This is a genomic window from Gordonia terrae, assembly GCF_001698225.1.
Taxonomy (GTDB): Bacteria; Actinomycetota; Actinomycetes; order Mycobacteriales; family Mycobacteriaceae; genus Gordonia; species Gordonia terrae.
On the sequence record NZ_CP016594.1, the window covers coordinates 3,404,402 to 3,421,334 of the forward strand.

Below are 16,933 nucleotides of genomic sequence, written 5' to 3' on the forward strand. Positions count from 1 at the left end.
CATCGCTGCGGACGTACCCGTCAGATCGTGTCGTTCAGCGACTTGATCGGCATCGACAGGTCGCTGAGGAGGTCGAGGTCGTCCTCGGCGGGCCGACCGAGGGTCGTCAGGTAGTTACCGACGATGACGGCGTTGATGCCGCCGAGGATGCCCTGCTTGGCGCCGAGATCGCCGAGGGTGATCTCGCGCCCACCCGCGAAGCGCAGGATGGTGCGCGGCAGCGCGAGGCGGAAGGCGGCGACCGACTTCAGGGCCTCGGCGGCGGGCAGCACGTCGAGGTCGCCGAACGGGGTGCCGGGCCGCGGGTTCAGGAAGTTCAGCGGCACCTCGTCGGGCTCGAGGGTGGCCAGCTCGGCGGCGAACTCGGCCCGCTGTTCCAGGGACTCGCCCATGCCGAGGATGCCACCGCAGCAGACCTCCATACCCGCTTCGCGGACCATGCGCAGGGTGTCCCACCGCTCCTCCCAGGTGTGCGTCGTCACCACGTTCGGGAAGTGGCTCCGCGCGGTCTCGAGGTTGTGGTTGTAGCGGTGCACGCCCATGTCGCGCAGCTGGTCGACCTGGTCCTGGGTGAGCATGCCCAGGCTGCAGGCGATCTGGATGTCGACCTCGTTGCGGATCGCCTCGATACCCGCCGCGACCTGGCTGAGCAGGCGTTTGTCGGGACCGCGTACCGCGGCGACGATGCAGAACTCGGTCGCGCCGGTCTTGGCGGTCTGCTTGGCCGCCTCGACCAGCGAGGGGATGTCGATCCAGGCACTGCGCACCGGCGAGGCGAAAAGGCCGGACTGCGAACAGAAGTGGCAATCCTCCGGACACCCGCCGGTCTTCAGCGAGATGATCCCCTCGACCTCGACCTCCGGTCCGCACCAGCGCATCCGCACGTCGTGGGCGAGCTGCAGCAGTTCGGTGAGCCGATCGTCCGGCAGTCGCAGAACCTGCAGGACCTGCTCCTGATCGAGGGGCTCGCCGCGGTCGAGCACCTGCGTGCGGGCGATGGCGAGGATGTCGTCCGACGCCGGGGCCGAGGTGGCGGCGTCGACTGTTGCCTGGGTCACTGGTGATACTCCTTGGATGGATGTTCCGCTGCGGGAACGGTTCAGGGCGTCCGGACGAGCTGTTCCGGGCACGTGGGTGACAGAGTCGTGAGCCACTCGTCGTCGAACCAGGACGATGCGCGGCTCCGGAAGTCGGCGGGTGCGAGACTCGCCGCGCCCGCGGGCAGTACGCCGACCACCGGTACCCCGGTCACCCGCGGGAGATCGGTGCGGTTGCAGCGCATCGCGAGGTCGGGATCGTCCGGCCACCAACCGATCACGAGACCGGCCGGGCGCAGGCCGCGCGCCCGCACCGCGCCCACGGTGAGCTCGGCGTGATTGAGCGCGCCGAGTCCGGGCGCCACGACGATCAGAAGACCGTCGGCGGTGTCGGGAGCGAGTGTGGCCGCGGCGATGTCGAGGATCGTGGCCGACTCCCCCAGTCGCACGAGCACACCGCCCGCCCCTTCGACGAGGGTGAGGTCGTGTGACACCGCCAGATCGTCCACCCCCCGGACGATGACCGTCGGATCGGCCAGTGGCATCCCGGCGCGCCGCGCGGCGGTGTCGGGGGCGAGGGGCTCGGGATAGCGGTACAGCTCGACGGCCGTGACGTCGCCCGCGAGGCGTCGTACCTCGGCGAGGTCGCCGGGCTCGTCGTGGCCGATCCCGGTCTGGACCGGTTTGCAGACGGCCGTCGAACCGCGTGCAGCCGCGGCGAGTGCCGCTGTCGCGACGGTCTTCCCGACGTCGGTCGACGTCCCGGTGACGGCGAGGACGGTGCCTCGTGTTCTGGTGCTCACCGTGCACCGACTTCGCGCAGGGCCGCGTCGACGACGGCGGCCACCCGGTCGAGGGTGTCGGTGTCGAGATCCGCGCGCACGGTGATCCGTAGCCTCGAGGTCCCGACCGGAACCGAGGGCGGGCGAAAGCATCCGACGAGCACGCCGCGGTCGCGGCACGCCGTCGCGGCCGCCACCGCACGCTGCGGATCCCCGACGACGATCGAGATCACGGCGGCGGCCGGTTCGTCGACGCCGCAGGCGGATGCCAGCCGACGGGCGTTGGCGCGCAACCGGTCCGGCAGACCGGGTTCGGCGCGCAGGATCGTCAGGGCGGCATGCGCGGCACCCACCGCGGCCGGATTGAGGCCGGTGTCGAAGATGAAGGTGCGAGCGCAGTCGATCAGGTGCGACCGCAGCACCGCCGATCCGAGGACAACACCGCCCTGCGCCCCGAGCGACTTCGACAGCACGGTCGTGACGACGAGGTCGGGCGCCCCCGAAAGGCCCTGCTCGGCAACGAGTCCCCGTCCGCCCGGACCGCGCACACCGAGGGCGTGGGCCTCGTCGACGAGCAGGGCTGCGCCGTGCGCGCGGGCCGCGGCATACAGATCCGCGACCGGCGCCGGCTGACCGTCGATGCTGTACACCGAATCGGTGACCACCAGCGCGCGGCTCTCGGTGCGCTCGGCCAGCACCCGCCGCACGGCCTCGTGGTCGCCGCGATCGACGACCACGACTCGGGCGCGGGACAACCGGCAGCCGTCGATCAGTGATGCATGGGTACCGGTGTCACTGACGATGAGGTCGCCGCGTGTCGCGAGCGCGGTGACGGCGCCGACATTGGCGAGGTAACCCGACGAGAAGGTCAGCGCGGCCGAAAAGCCGAGGAAGTCGGCGAGATCGTCTTCGAGGTCGATGTGCGCCTGGGTGGTGCCGACCACCAGACGGGAGGCCGTCGATCCCCCGCCCCACCGATCCGCGGCGGCACGGGCCCCGGCGACGACCGCGGGGTGCGTCGACAACCCGAGGTAGTCGTTGGAGCCGAGGTTGATCTCCCCGGCACCGGCACGCCGGACATGCGGACGGCGATGCAATCCGGCGTCGGCGCGCCGCCGCGCGGCGCCGGCGAGCCACGCCAGCCCGACCTCCGCGCCGGTGACGACCGTCGAGTCCCGTTGTGCCTGAGCCGAGGTCATGACCGGACCCCGACCAGAGCGCGATCGCCCACCGTCGCGTGGACGGCCGCGGAGATCCCGCGGACGATCACCGCGATGTCCTCGGACGTGCTGATGAACGGTGGCATCGTGTAGACGAGGGTGCGGAACGGCCGCAGCCAGGCGCCCGCGTCGACCGCGGCGTCGGTCGCCGCGACCATGTCGACCGGTCGATCGAGTTCGACGACGCCGATCGCGCCGAGGACCCGCACATCGACGACGCCGTCGAGTTCCCGGAGCGGTTCCAGCCCCTCGGCGAGTCCGCGCTCGATCGCCGACACCCGCTCGGCCCAGGGCGTTTCCAGCAGGAGCTCGATCGCCGCGACCGCCACCGCACACGCCAGCGGGTTGGCCATGAAGGTCGGACCGTGTGCGAGGCCGCCCGCCTCCCCTGCGCTGATCACCTCGGCGATCTCCGTCGTACACAGGGTCGCGGCGAGGGTCAGGTAGCCGCCCGTCAGCGCCTTGCCGACACACATGATGTCCGGCGACACACCCGTCCCGCCGTCGGCAGCGGGAGCGGCGTCGGCCGCGAACAGCGTTCCGGTACGGCCGAATCCGGTGGCGATCTCGTCGAACACGAGCAGGACGTCGTGGCGGTCGCAGATCTCGCGGAGTGCACGTAGATACGCCGCATCGTGGAATCGCATTCCGCCTGCGCCCTGGACGACGGGTTCGACGATGATCGCGGCGAGTTCGTCGCGGTGCGCGAGCACGGTCCGCTCCAGTTCGGCGACATAGTCGGCCCGGAAGTCGGCCGGCGGCGCGTCGACGAAGATCTGCCGCGCGAGCACGCCCGACCACATCGCGTGCATGCCGCCGTCGGGATCACACACGCTCATCGGGGCGAAGGTGTCGCCGTGGTAGCCGCCGCGCCAGGTGAGCAGACGGGTACGCCCCGTCTGCCCGCGGCTGCGCCAGTACTGCAGCGCCATCTTGACCGCCACCTCGACCGACACCGATCCCGAATCGCAGAAGAACACCTTCTGCAGCCCCGCCGGGGTGATCTCGACGAGGAGTTCCGCCAGCCGGGCGGCCGGCTCGTGGGTGAGCCCGCCGAACATGACGTGTGACATCCGGCCGAGCTGCGCCGCGGCGGCGGCATCGAGGCGCGGGTGGCGATACCCGTGGATCGCCGCCCACCAGGAGCTCATGCCGTCGACCACCGAGCGCCCGTCGGCGAGTTCGAGGCGGACCCCGGACGCCGAGGTCACCACGAGCGGCCGAGTGGTCGCGGGCAGAGCGCCGTACGGATGCCAGATGTGGTCGGCGTCGACGCGACTGACGACTTCGGAATCCACGCTGTTCCTCCCCTGGTTGCCATGGCTCGATGTGATGTCCGTGGTGGCTGTGAGTGCGCCGGGCTGCGGCGGCCGTCCTGGACACCGTCCAGTATTCCTGAACACCGTACAGGCAGTCCTGAACGGTGTACAGGGGCGGGTCGGATGCCCGATTCGGGAGATCACTACGCTGACGCGGGTGAGCAACAGTCGCACCGACGTCCTGCGCGCCGCCCGCGACATCCTGGGCGAGCACAGCCTGGCCGACCTGTCGATGCGACGGCTCGCCACCGAGCTCGGCGTGCGCCCCAACGCGCTCTACTGGCATTTCCCCAACAAACAGACTCTGCTGGCCGCGCTCGCCGACGACATCCTGGACGCGGTCGCGATCCCCGACACCGGGCTGGCATGGGACGAACGCCTCGATCGGCTCGCGTCCGGGATGCGCGGCGCACTGCTCGCGGTGCCCGACAGCGCGGAGGTGGTGTCGTCGAGCTGGGCCAGCGGGCTGTCGTCGAAGGCGATCACCGCCGACATCATCGCCGCCGGGTCGGCCGGCGGGTTGTCGCTGCGCGACGCCGAGGCGGTCAGCACGGCTCTGTGCCAGCTCGTGATCGGCCTCACCATCGAAGAACAGACGCGCGCACAGATGGAGCGCCTCGGCGTCACCGGACCATCGGGACGGAACTTCGCCGGCGAGTTCCGCGACGGGCTGGCCATCATCCTCGACGGGGCCCGGACACGCGGCTCCCGGTGATCCCACCGCGACGGCCGATGCCCGGTTCCGCGCGAGTGTCACAGTTGCCGGAATCGGTATTTCACAGCTTCGGCGAGTACATTGCTAGCCGGTCATCGCGGCCCGGCCCTCGAGACCGATCTGTCCCCCACCGGAAAGAACACGCCCTGTGGCATCGACGACGCGAGTAGTGGCGCCGGAGTCGTCCCCCTCGACGCCGACGACGCCCGCATACCGCACCGACCTCGACGGCCTGCGCGGCATCGCGATCGCCCTCGTCGCCTGTTTCCACGTGTGGTTCGGGAAGGTCTCCGGCGGCGTCGACGTCTTCCTCACGCTCTCGGGGTACTTCTTCGTCGGGTCGCTGCTGCGCCACGCGATCTCCAGTCAGGCGCCGCATGTCACCTTCCGCGACACGCTGAACCCGTGGCCGCGGCTCAAGCGGCTCCTCAAACGCCTGCTGCCGGCACTGTTCACGGTGCTCATCGCGGTCACCGTGCTGACGCTGCTGATCCTGCCGCAGACCCGCTGGGCCAACGTCGGGCGTGAGGTCATCGCAAGCGCGCTGTATTACCAGAACTGGTATCTGGCACAGAACTCGCAGGACTACCTCGCCGCCAGCTCGGCGAACAGCCCGCTGCAGCACATCTGGTCGATGTCCGTGCAGGGCCAGTTCTTCGTCGTGACACTGCTCGTCGCCCTCGCGTTCGCGGCGCTTCTCAAACTCGGCGCCCGGATCGCGCGGCCGTTCGCCGATCCCCGGGTCATCAGGTTCCTGGTCGGCGGCGCGGTCTTCGCCGTCGCCCTCGTCTCCTTCTACTGGGCCCACCGCGGCCTGGCGATCAACCAGCCGTACAACTACTACGACACGCTGTCGCGGCTGTGGGAGCCGCTCGCCGGCGGCCTGCTGGCGATCTGGTTGCCGTCGCTCCGAGTCCCCAACTGGCTTCGCAACGTCGCGACCGTCGCCGCGTTGGCACTGATCGTCAGCTGCGGATTCTGGATCGACGGCGTGAACGCCTACCCCGGTCCGATGGCGCTCGTACCGGTCGGTGCGACGCTGCTGATCATCTGGGCGGGCGCGACCGCCCTGCAGAAGCCGCCGCGCGGCACCCATGCCGCCGCCACCGAGATGCCTGTCACCAACCGATGGCTGGCGAGCCGGTGGCCGGTGTGGCTCGGGACCATCGCGTACTCGCTCTATCTGTGGCACTGGCCACTGCTGATCTTCTACCTGACCTGGCGGGACAAGAACCACGCGAACTTCTTCGAGGGTGTGGTCATCCTCGGGGTGTCGGTCGGCCTCGCATGGCTCACCAAGCGCTACATCGAGGACCCACTGCGCGGAGGCGACCGGTCGGCACTGACCCGCGGCACCCGCGACGGACGTTCGCGGTGGCTGTCGTACACGTCGGTCGTGACGTCGATCCTGGTGGTCGGCACCCTCGTCACCGGCGTCGGCATCACCGTGTGGGAACGGCACGTCGCCAACATCGTCGTCGACACGAAGAATCTCGATCCGAGGTCGTATCCGGGCGCCCGCGCGCTGCTCGACGGCTGGCCGGTTCCCGCACTCGACCCGCAGCCGTCGGCCCTGGAGGTCATCAAGGACTTCCCCGAGACCTCGACCGACGGGTACATGAGCGACTTCACCGACAACGAGATCCACGTCGGCGTCTACGGTGACCCCACCGCGACGCGCACCATCGCGCTCGCGGGCGGTTCACACGCCGAGATGTGGATCTCGGCACTCGACACCCTCGGCAAGCGCAACGGCTTCAAGGTGAAGACCTACCTCAAGATGGGGTGCCCGCTGTCGACGAACAAGATCCCCAAGCAGCGCGGCGTGCCCTACCCGGAGTGCTACGACTGGGGGCAGCGCGTCATCGACCGCGTCATCGCGGACAAACCGGATGCCGTCCTGACGAACTCGACCCGACCGCGGGACTACGAACCCGGCGACTGGGTCCCGCCGGACTACGTGCCCATCTTCGATCGCTTCCTCGACGCGGGGGTACCGGTACTCGGCATGCGCGACACCCCGTGGCCGAAGAACGCGAAGGGGACCATCGACACGCCGATCTGCCTCGCCGACGGCGGCGACGCGGAGAGCTGCGGATCGAATCGCGCCGCCGTGCTCGAGCCCGAGGATCCCGCCGCAGCGTTGGCCTCGACGCGACCGGACTTCCACCCGCTCGACATGTCCGACGGCATCTGCACCCCCGACCGCTGCCCGGCCATCGTCGGCAACATCACGGTCTACAAGGATCCCCATCACCTGAGTGCGACCTACGTCCGCAGCCTGACCGACGAACTCGGCCGACAGATGGCGGAACAGCTGCCGTGGACCGGCCCCGGGGTCCCGTGACGACGCCGGCCGACGCCGACTGATCGCCCGCTGCCCGGGGTCGGCGACCGCCCACCGGTGGGACATCCCACATCCGGGCCGACCGACCGCGTCCGGAGATGACCACCCGCGACAACGCGACTAGGGTCGACCCATGACGTCGCCGAAGGCGGGTAAGACCGAACCGCCAGCCCCCGGTGCCCAGCCGGGCGATCCCGGCTCCACCGCCGATCCTCACTCTTCTGCCGATCCCAGCTCTTCCGGTGGGCCCCGCGAACCAGGTCTCGACACCACCTCGACGACAGCAGCGCCACCGAGCGGCGACCTCACCTCCGAGCCGGTTCCGATGCCGTCCGACCCTATCCAGGCCGAGGCGCTCGTCCACCCCGAGCCGGCGCCGATCCCGGTGTGGCCCGGTACCCCGTACCCCCTCGGCGCCACGTACGACGGTGTGGGAACGAACTTCTCGCTGTTCTCGGAGGTCGCCGAAGCCGTCGAGCTGTGCCTGATCGACCGCGAGGGCCACGAACGCCGCATCCGGCTCGAAGAGGTCGACGGATACTGCTGGCACTGCTATCTGCCCAACGTCGGTCCGGGACAGTTCTACGGCTTCCGCGTCTACGGACCCTATGACCCGTCGCAGGGACTGCGTTGCGACCCGAGCAAGTTGCTGCTCGACCCGTACGGCAAGGCGTTCCACGGCGACTTCGACGGCGACGCATCGCTGTTCTCCTACCCGCTCCCGTCGCCTCCCGAGGCCGACGACGAACCCGCGGCCGACGGCAGCGGCGACGAGGCTTCCGCCACCGTGACCGACGCGGCCGGTGACACCGGGCCCGAGGCGGACGGCGCCGGCGACGCGGACGCATCCGCGCCCGACGATGCGGCCGACCCCGACGCCGACAACACCGACGAGGCCCCACCCGCCGAGACCGGGCAGGACGACAACGGAGCCGCACCGAGCGCGGAGGACAACGCCCAGACCGCCGGCGCCGAACCGGTCAACGAGATGCCGCAACTGGACTCGCTCGGGCACACCATGGTCTCGGTGGTGATCAACCCCTACTTCGACTGGCAGAACGATCGGTCGCCCAATCGCCCGTATCACCAGACGGTGATCTACGAAGCGCACGTCAAGGGTATGACCGCGACCCACCCCGACATCCCGGAATACCTTCGCGGTACCTATGCGGGGCTGTGCCATCCGGTGATCATCGACCATCTCAAGGAACTGGGGATCACGGCCATCGAGCTGATGCCCGTCCACCAGTTCATGCAGGACTTCGTGCTGCGCGATCAGGGTCTCCGGAACTACTGGGGCTACAACACCTTCGGCTTCCTGGCGCCGCACATCGAGTACTCGTCGAACCCCGACCAGCCGGCCAGCGCGGTGACCGAGTTCAAGGCGATGGTCCGCGAATTCCACAACGCGGGCATCGAGGTCATCCTCGACGTCGTCTACAACCACACCGCCGAGGGCAATCATCTCGGTCCGACCGTGTCGTTCCGCGGCATCGACAACGCCGCCTACTACCGGCTCGTCGACGGCGAGCCCGAGATGTACATGGACTACACCGGAACCGGCAACAGTCTCAACGGCCGTCATCCGCACACGCTGCAGCTCATCATGGACTCGCTGCGCTACTGGATCCTCGAGATGCACGTCGACGGTTTCCGTTTCGACCTCGCGTCCACGCTGGCCCGCGAACTCCACGACGTGGACCGCCTGTCGGCGTTCTTCGATCTCGTGCAGCAAGACCCGGTCGTCAGCCAGGTGAAGCTCATCGCCGAACCGTGGGACATCGGCGAGGGCGGCTACCAGGTGGGCAACTTCCCACCGCTGTGGACCGAATGGAACGGCAAATACCGCGACACCGTGCGCGACTACTGGCGCGGCGAGCCATCCACCCTGGGCGAGTTCGCCTCCCGGTTGACCGGGTCCTCGGATCTGTACGAGGCGACCGGCCGACGCCCGCTGGCGAGCATCAACTTCGTCATCGCCCACGACGGTTTCACGCTGCGGGACCTGGTGTCCTACAACGAGAAACACAACATGGCCAACGGCGAGGACAATCGCGACGGCGAGAGCCACAACCGATCGTGGAACTGCGGCGTCGAAGGTCCGACCGACGATCCCGAGATCAACGCACTGCGCGCACGGCAGCAGCGGAACATCCTGGCCACGCTGTTCCTGTCGCAGGGCACGCCGATGCTCGCGCACGGCGACGAGATCGGACGCACCCAGCAGGGCAACAACAACGTCTACTGCCAGGACTCCGAATTGTCCTGGATGGACTGGACACTCGCCGAGGAGAACGCCGACCTGCTGGAGTTCACCCGCAAGGCCATCGCCTTGCGCACCCGACATCCGGTGTTCCGGCGTCGGAAGTTCTTCGGCGGGAAGCCGATCCGATGGGGTGACCAGGCGCTCGACATCGCCTGGCTCACACCCGCCGGCCAGGAGATGACCGCCGAGGACTGGGACAGCGGGTTCGGCAAGAGCCTTGCCGTGTTCCTCAACGGAAACGGCCTGGGCGAGAAGGACGAACGCGGCGAACTGGTGGTCGACGACTCGTTCTTCATCTGCTTCAACGCACACTACGAGGACCTGGACTACACTCTTCCGCCGAACTGGTACGGCAACGAGTGGGTCGGTGAACTGGACACGACCCACCCCGTCGGGGAGACCGAACTGACGGCCGCTTCCGGCGAGTCGGTGACGGTCGGCGCCCGCTCGGTCCTGGTCCTGCGGAAGACCGCCTGAACCCATGAGCAATCGTCCGACCCCGCACGCGACGTATCGGCTCCAGCTGCACGGCGACTTCGGGTTCGCCGACGCCGCAAGCATCCTCGACCACCTCGTCGAGTTGGGGATCAGTCACGTCTACCTCTCCCCGATCGGCACGGCGTCGGCCGGCTCGACGCACGGCTACGACTGGCTACCGCCACCGGCGGTGGCGGATGTGCTCGGCGGTCTCGAGGGTCTGCGCGCATTACGTTCGGCGGCAGCCGAACGCGGGCTGGGTCTGATCATCGACATCGTCCCGAACCACACCGGGGTGGCCGACGCGCTCGCCAATCCATGGTTCGCCGACCTGCTCCGCCACGGGTCGGGGTCGGCGTACGCGAGCTATTTCGATGCCGACTTCGGAGTCGACAACGGGGCCGACGGGAAGCTGGCGCTGCCGATCGTCGCCGCCGACGGCGACCTGAGTCCACTCGAGATCGACGAGCACGGAAACCTGCGGTACTACGATCATGCATTCCCGATCGCCCCCGGCACCGGCGACGGAGCTCCGGGTGAGGTCCACTCCCGCCAGCACTATCGGCTCGTCCCCTGGAACAGCGGGCTCATCGGGTACCGGCGGTTCTTCACCGTCGACGAGCTCGCCGGTCTGCGCCAGGAGGATCCCGAGGTCTACGACGCCACGCACCAGTGGCTGCGTGAGTTGCTCGACGCCGACCTCATCGACGGTGTGCGCGTGGATCATCCCGACGGCCTGTGGGATCCGCAGGACTACCTGCGTCGCCTCCGCGCCGACGTGGGCGACGATCGGTTGCTCTACATCGAGAAGATCCTGGCTCCCGACGAGCCGCTCGAGCCGACCCTGCCGGTCGAGGGCACCACCGGGTACGACCACATGCGCGTCATCGACGCGGTGTTCGTGGCACCGGCCGGGGTCGCCCAGCTCACCGAAGTGCACGAACGGATCACCGGCGAGACGGGAGACGCACGGTGGGTGGAGACCGCCGAGCACGATCGGAAACTCCGCACGCTGCGCGAGTCCTTCCCGGCCGAGCTGCGACGCCTCGTGCGCGCGATCAACGCCGTCGGCGGCGGTGCGCCCGCCGCCGACACGGACCTCATCGCCGCTGCCTGTGCCGAACTCATCGCCGCTCTCGGGGTCTATCGGGCCGACTACCCGTCGCTGCGTCCACGCCTCCTCGCGGTGGCCGCCGGCATCGGCGACGCGAAGCCGGAACTGCGTCCGGCACTCGAGGTCATCGTGCGCGAGACGGCGGAGCCCGGCGAGGTGACGTCGCGACTGGCCCAGACCTGCGGCGCGGTGACCGCGAAGAGCGTCGAGGACAGCCTGTTCTACCGCACGGCCAGGCTCGTGTCCGCCCAGGAGGTCGGCGGCGACCCCGCGAACCCGGTGTTGTCGCTCACCGAGTTCCACCGGCACAACGCCGAGCGTGCGACGACCTGGCCGCTGGCGATGACGGCGACATCGACGCACGACACCAAACGCGGCGAGGACGTGCGCGCACGCATCGCGGTGCTCGCCCAGGTCCCCGCCCGCTGGTCCCAGCTGGTCGACAGAGTCTGGCGTGACACCGACGTGCCGGATGACCTGACCGGATACTTCCTGCTGCAGAACATCTTCGGAGTCTGGCCGATCGACGGCCGGATCACCGACGAGCTACGCGAGCGACTGATCGAGTACGCCCGGAAGGCGACTCGGGAGGCTGGACTCCGCACCACGTGGACGGAGATCGACGAGGAGTTCGAGGCGGCAGTCGAGGCCTGGATCGGCCAGGTCACCACCGGCGACATCGCGGCCGCGGTCACCGAACTCGTCGACCGGATCGCATCGGCGTGGGAGCAGGAAGCACTCGCCCGCAAGGCGATTGCGATCCTGGGCCCCGGGGTGCCCGACATCTACCAGGGCACCGAATGGTGGGAGGACTCGCTCGTCGACCCCGACAATCGGCGACCTGTCGACTTCGGCCGCTCGACCGAGCATCCCAAGACCGAACTCGTACGGGATGCCCTGCGGGCCCGGGCCCGTCACGCCGATGCGTTCGGTGCGTCCGGTACCTACCAGCGGTTGACCGCCGACGGGCCGGCCGCCGATCACACCATCGCGTTCGCGCGCGGTACCGACGACGGCCCCTCGGTCGTCGTAGTCACCGCGCGGTTCACCCACAGCCTCGACGACGAGGCGGCGGCCGCCACGTCGATCACATTGCCCCCGGGGTCGCGATGGCGTGACGAGCGGACGGGCACCGTGCACGACGGGGCGGTCGATCTCCGCACCGCGCGCAGCCGGCACCCGGTGGCGATTCTCGTGCGGGACTGACCGCTTCGGGTCAGCCTGCGGGCGCGGGAGCCGGGGCCGCCGGTTGCGGGGATGGCTGCGGTGCCGGTGCTCCGCCCGCGCCCGGCAGCGACTGCGACGGGTCGATCTGGCCGCTCGGGCTGCCCGGCGGGCCGTCGACCTTCGACACCAGCCACTTGCCGTCTTCCTTGCTCAGATCAAGACGGAAGACCATCAGGCTGGTGCCGCCGTTGGGCAGCTTCACGCTTCGGCCGGTCACCTCCGCCATCACCACCGTCTGCGCGGAGTCGGCGTCGACGGTCTCGACGGCCACCACGTTGATCGTGGAGGACACCTCGATGTTCAGCGACTCCACGTTCGCCTCGGTGTCGGCGCGCTCCTGCTCGAGGCGCGTGCGCAGCTCACCGGTCGACAGCGGACCGAGCAGTTCCTTCGAATTGCCGGCATTGGCCGCGTTGAGGGTGGTGACGAGCTTGGTCACGAAGTCCGCCGAGGCCGTCTTGGAGTCGGCGAAGGCGTCGGCCTCTCGCTGGAGGTCGTAGGCACGCCAGCCCAGGAACGCGACGAGTGCGACGAGGGCGACCGCCACGACGGCGGCGAGGACCTTCTTGATCCCACCGCCCGTCACCGTGAAGGAGATCTCCCGCCGGTCCGACGAGTCCTTCGCGGACTCGGTCGGAGAGTCGGCCGTTTCGGTCGTCGGGGTCGCTGCCGTGCCCGGCTTCGACGGCGTCGCCGACGAGCCGCCGCGGCGGGCGGACTTCCCTCGCGGCGCCGACGCCGTGGCGGGCGTCGTCGTCTCGGTCGTCGTCTCGGTCGCCGACTCCTCGTCGTGCGTCACCGCATCGGTGCCGGCGGGTTCGACCGCGTCGGCCTCTGGTGAGGCGGCGCCCGCCTCGTTCTCGGTCTCCGGGGTCACGTCGGGGTCATTCCGGTCAGTCATCTACAGGTCACGCAACTTGTCTGTCGTCGTCGAGTGGCCGTCAGTCGTCGAGCGGCCCATCACTTGTCGAGCGGAACGGTACGGGCGTTCGGGTCGTAACCCGGCGGCGGTCCCGCGGTGTCATCGCCCGGCGGCCGCGGCGCGTTGGCCGAGCCTCGGATCTGCTGACGCGGATCCTCGGTCACACAGTACAGATTGGTCGGGATGGTCAGCTCGAGGATCTGCGTCGGCCGACGTGGGGTCACCGGGTAGTTGCAACTCGGGCGCGGATAGACCGAGCCGAAGGCCCACCAGGCTCCGTCGTGGAACATGGTGAGGCTCTTGACACTGGCGTCCCGGATGGCGGGGAACAGCGTCGCCAGAGCCGGCGCCCGCAGCGCACCCTGTTCGGCGATGTCGACGAACTGCTTCGTCACGTCAGTGATCGGATCGGTCAGCTGATTGATCGAACCGGCCAGACTCGTGAACTGCGATGGACCCCGATCGAGGAGCTCACGGAGTTCCTTGTCGGAGGACGCCGCCGCGTTCACCAGCGAACTGAGTCCGGCCACCGTCGTGCCGAAGTCGGGCTGGATCTGCGCGGTCGTCTTGAAGATGGTGCCCGCGTTCTGGATGAACTTGGTCGTCTCCGGCAACGCCGTGTACAGCTTCGCGAAGATGGTGCCGCCCGAGTCGAAGATCACCGACAGGTCGTTCGGGCCGTCCTCGTCGTACAGCGCGATCTTCAGATTGTCCACGGCGGAACGGAGTTTCGCGGGGTCGATCTGGTTGATCAGTTCCAGCGAGGACTCGAGCAGCTGCGAGAACGGAACGGTGACCTCGGTCTGGTCTGCCCGGATGACATCGCCGTCCTCGAGATAGGGCCCGTCGGAGGTGGCCGGCTGGAAGTCGACGTACTGCTCACCCGCCGCCGACAGTCCCAGCGCCGCGACCTTGGAATCGCGGTTGATCTTGTACCGGTCGTCCACAGTGACCACGACCTCGACCGAATCCGGTTGCACCCGAACGGTGTCCACATCACCGATGCTGGCACCTCGCAGCGTGACCCCCGAGGTCTCCTGCAGACCGCCGGAGATGGGGAACTCGATTGTGAGCGAGTACTTGTCGGCGAGGGGTTGCCACCGCAGGACCCCCAGGGTGAGGTAGCCGAGTCCGACGACCATCACGAGCACCAGGGCGATGTTGCCCACGAGTACCGAATTCCGGCGCAGGACTCCGAACACGCCGCTCATCCGCAACACCCCTTGGTCCCGGTGATCCGCGCCAGCAGGCGGGTCAGTGTCTGCTGCAGCGCAGCCGAACCCTCGTCGACGTCCTCGATCTCGGGCAGCCTGCTCGCCGCGTCGAATCCGACACCAGGGCTGAGCCAGTAGACCTTCGATGACACCGCGGCCGCGCTGCCCGGCGTGGACTTGACCCACTTCGGAGTCAGCGTGTGCAGGTTGTCGGCCAGCGATCCGAGCGGGCCGGCGGCCTGCCGGAGGCCGGCCAGCACCGTCGACAGATGGCCGAGCATCTCGACGAGGTTGTCCTGGTCGGTGTCGAGGAAGTCGTTGGTCGCCGCGGTGACCTGCTGGGTCTTGTCCAGCGTGGTCAGGATCGTGGCGATCTGCCCGTTCAGCGACTCGAGCGCCGGACCCAGCTTGTTGATCGACGCCATGATCTGTGCGCGCCCGTCCGCGAGTTGCCCGGTCAGGACGCGTGTGGTGGCCAGCGACCGGTCGACCGCCGCAGAACTCTGGTTCAGCTTCCGGATACCGGTCGTCAGGCCGCGGATGGCGCCGTTGAGGTCCGTCGGGTTCGTCGCGACGGCGCTGCTCAGTTCGGTGAGAATGACGGTCAGCGAGTTGAGGGACCCGCTGTCCACGACCCCGCTCATGCTGATCAGGAGATCCTCGACCGTCGCCGCGGCCGACGTCGGACCGGTGAGGGTGTCCCCGTCGACCATGAGCCCGTCACGCGCCTCGATCGGCGGCAGCAGCGCGACGAACACATCGCCCAGCGGCGTGGCCTGGCGCAGCTCGGCGCCGGTGCCCACCGGGAGTTTGGTCTTCTTGCTGACCTCCATGGTCACGAGGGCGGTGTAGTCCTTGGCGACGAGGTCGGTGACCTGCCCGACGTCGGTTCCGTTGAGCTTCACCTTCGCCCGCGCCGGCAGGTTCAGCGCGTTGTCGAACTTCGCGTTCAGCGTGATCGAGTCCCCGATACCACCCGGTGCCGGCAGCGGGATCTGCTCGACCGTGAGACTCGGGAGCAGACCGCACCCGGTCAGTCCCATCAGCGCGGCGAGCAACACCGCGAGCACGCCACCTCGGCGAAGCCCGTTCCGGCGATCGGGCCAGCGGCGTGACCGCGCCGGTGACGGACGTCCGCCCGGCCCCGGACGGTCCAGCGAGTCCATTGTCGCCGTTCTCATTTCGTCAGCTCCAGCATCGCCGAGTAGATCCCGAGATCGGGACCGAAGTCCTTGAGCTTGCCCGTCCGGCAACCGTCCTTCTGCAGGTTGATCGCCTCACAGAACTTGGCGAGCAGTTCGTTGTCGACGAGGGACTTGTCGAGGAGCACCTGTGCGCGCCACGCGCCCTGTTCGGCCGAGATGGAGTTGCTCAGATTCTGGAAGAGCAGCGGTCCGACGTCGATGGTCTCCACCACCTGCCGCGAGTAGTCGCTGAGGTTGGCGGTCAACGCGGCGAGCCGGTCGAACGACACCGACATCGTGTTGGTGTTGTTCTGCAGGAACACGGTCGTGTTCTGCAAGGTCTGGTTCAGGTTCCCGAGCGTCGCGAGCAGACCCGGCGCCTGGTCGCCCAACAGCTCCGACACTTCGTTGACCGACTTCGAGAAGGCCGTCATCTTCGGATAGTTCTGTACCAGGGTGGTAGTCAGTCCCTCGATGGTCTCGATGATGTCGACGAGGGCATCGCTGTTGCCCGCCACCACATCTGACGCCCCGCCGAGTTCGTCGAGTGCCGCGCGGATCTCCTCGCCGTTGCCGGTCGCGATGCCGGAGGTGATGTCGATCATCTCCGCGAGCGGCCCGGGGCCTCGACCTTCGCCCTTGAGTGCGACGACCAGACCGTCAATGGCGTCGAACAATTCGCCGACCGAGACCGGCGCCTTCGTCTCCTTCAGGACCGATCCGTCCTGGAGCTTCGGTCCGCCGTCGTAGGCCGGTGAGAGCTCGACGTGCCGGGTGGTGACGATCGAGGTGTTGACGATCGCCGCGGTCGCGTCGGCGGGGACCGGGACGTCGTTGTCGATCGTCATGGTCACCTTCACCCGGTCACCCTGTGGCTCGACCGCGGTGACCTGACCGACCGGCATGCCGAGGACGGCGACGTCGTTGCTGACGTACAGCCCGGCGACGTTGTCGAAGTAGGCGGTGACCTCGATGGCCTGTCCGACCGCCGCTTTCCAGCTCCCGGGGATCATCGAGCAGCCCGAGAGCCCGAGGATGCCCAGCAGCGCGATCCCGATCAGCAGGATCGGGCGGCGGGATCGGTTGGCGTGCATCGTCGTACCTGTCGT

General features: G+C 68.7%; 12 protein-coding genes. 4 read left to right on the forward strand and 8 right to left on the reverse strand.

Annotated elements, in window-relative coordinates:
* Positions 1-20: 20 nt before the first annotated feature.
* The 4 genes from bioB to BCM27_RS15245 are packed head-to-tail and all read right to left on the reverse strand — an operon-like array spanning position 21 to position 4,337.
* Positions 21-1,058 (reverse strand): biotin synthase BioB, encoded by a 1,038-nt coding sequence (gene bioB / locus BCM27_RS15230; protein WP_004021188.1) that lies wholly within the window; start codon positions 1,056-1,058, stop codon positions 21-23.
* A 41-nt stretch (positions 1,059-1,099) separates the two neighbouring features.
* Positions 1,100-1,840, reverse strand: coding sequence for a dethiobiotin synthase (gene bioD / locus BCM27_RS15235; RefSeq protein ID WP_004021189.1), 741 nt, complete (start codon positions 1,838-1,840; stop codon positions 1,100-1,102).
* Positions 1,837-3,018 (reverse strand): 8-amino-7-oxononanoate synthase, encoded by a 1,182-nt coding sequence (locus BCM27_RS15240; protein WP_004021190.1) that lies wholly within the window; start codon positions 3,016-3,018, stop codon positions 1,837-1,839. The genes bioD and BCM27_RS15240 overlap by 4 nt, the downstream gene beginning before the upstream one ends.
* Positions 3,015-4,337 carry an adenosylmethionine--8-amino-7-oxononanoate transaminase gene (locus BCM27_RS15245; RefSeq protein WP_004021191.1) on the reverse strand — a complete coding sequence of 441 codons (1,323 nt, stop codon included), beginning with the start codon at positions 4,335-4,337 and terminating at the stop codon, positions 3,015-3,017. The genes BCM27_RS15240 and BCM27_RS15245 overlap by 4 nt, the downstream gene beginning before the upstream one ends.
* A gap of 178 nt (positions 4,338-4,515) precedes the next feature.
* Between BCM27_RS15245 and BCM27_RS15250 the strand changes: the two genes are divergently transcribed.
* From BCM27_RS15250 to treY, 4 genes are all read left to right on the forward strand, one after another.
* Positions 4,516-5,073, forward strand: coding sequence for a TetR family transcriptional regulator (locus tag BCM27_RS15250; protein WP_033203892.1), 558 nt, complete (start codon positions 4,516-4,518; stop codon positions 5,071-5,073).
* 169 nt (positions 5,074-5,242) lie between these two features.
* Positions 5,243-7,420, forward strand: coding sequence for an acyltransferase family protein (locus BCM27_RS15255; RefSeq protein WP_033203894.1), 2,178 nt, complete (start codon positions 5,243-5,245; stop codon positions 7,418-7,420).
* Between the two features lie 133 nt (positions 7,421-7,553).
* Entirely contained in the window at positions 7,554-10,163 is a 2,610-nt protein-coding gene (gene glgX / locus BCM27_RS15260; RefSeq protein WP_033203896.1) for a glycogen debranching protein GlgX, read from the forward strand.
* Between the two features lie 4 nt (positions 10,164-10,167).
* The gene (gene treY / locus BCM27_RS15265; protein WP_004021195.1) at positions 10,168-12,483 is read left to right on the forward strand and encodes a malto-oligosyltrehalose synthase; all 2,316 of its coding nucleotides are present in this window, start codon (positions 10,168-10,170) and stop codon (positions 12,481-12,483) included.
* Positions 12,484-12,493: 10 nt separating this feature from the next.
* On the opposite strand, the gene BCM27_RS15270 is transcribed toward treY, so the two are convergent.
* From BCM27_RS15270 to BCM27_RS15285, 4 genes are read right to left on the reverse strand one after another with little or no spacing between them, the layout of a single operon-like run.
* Positions 12,494-13,405: a hypothetical protein gene (locus tag BCM27_RS15270; RefSeq protein ID WP_004021196.1), complete on the reverse strand. Its 912-nt coding sequence runs from the start codon at positions 13,403-13,405 to the stop codon at positions 12,494-12,496.
* 59 nt (positions 13,406-13,464) lie between these two features.
* The gene (locus tag BCM27_RS15275) at positions 13,465-14,637 is read right to left on the reverse strand and encodes an MlaD family protein (RefSeq protein ID WP_004021197.1); all 1,173 of its coding nucleotides are present in this window, start codon (positions 14,635-14,637) and stop codon (positions 13,465-13,467) included.
* Entirely contained in the window at positions 14,634-15,821 is a 1,188-nt protein-coding gene (locus tag BCM27_RS15280) for an MlaD family protein (protein WP_373278286.1), read from the reverse strand. Before BCM27_RS15280 ends, BCM27_RS15275 begins: the two co-directional genes overlap by 4 nt.
* Positions 15,818-16,918, reverse strand: a complete 1,101-nt coding sequence (locus BCM27_RS15285; protein ID WP_004021199.1) for an MCE family protein — start codon at positions 16,916-16,918, stop codon at positions 15,818-15,820. Before BCM27_RS15285 ends, BCM27_RS15280 begins: the two co-directional genes overlap by 4 nt.
* Positions 16,919-16,933 lie beyond the last annotated feature (15 nt).

Coding starts and splice junctions, on each gene's coding strand:
- BCM27_RS15270 (WP_004021196.1), bottom strand. CDS start 13,405: ATGACTGACCGGAATGACCCCGACGTGACCCCGGAGACCGAGAACGAG.
- BCM27_RS15275 (WP_004021197.1), bottom strand. CDS start 14,637: ATGAGCGGCGTGTTCGGAGTCCTGCGCCGGAATTCGGTACTCGTGGGC.
- BCM27_RS15240 (WP_004021190.1), bottom strand. CDS start 3,018: ATGACCTCGGCTCAGGCACAACGGGACTCGACGGTCGTCACCGGCGCG.
- BCM27_RS15285 (WP_004021199.1), bottom strand. CDS start 16,918: ATGCACGCCAACCGATCCCGCCGCCCGATCCTGCTGATCGGGATCGCG.
- treY (WP_004021195.1), top strand. CDS start 10,168: ATGAGCAATCGTCCGACCCCGCACGCGACGTATCGGCTCCAGCTGCAC.
- glgX (WP_033203896.1), top strand. CDS start 7,554: ATGACGTCGCCGAAGGCGGGTAAGACCGAACCGCCAGCCCCCGGTGCC.
- BCM27_RS15280 (WP_373278286.1), bottom strand. CDS start 15,821: ATGAGAACGGCGACAATGGACTCGCTGGACCGTCCGGGGCCGGGCGGA.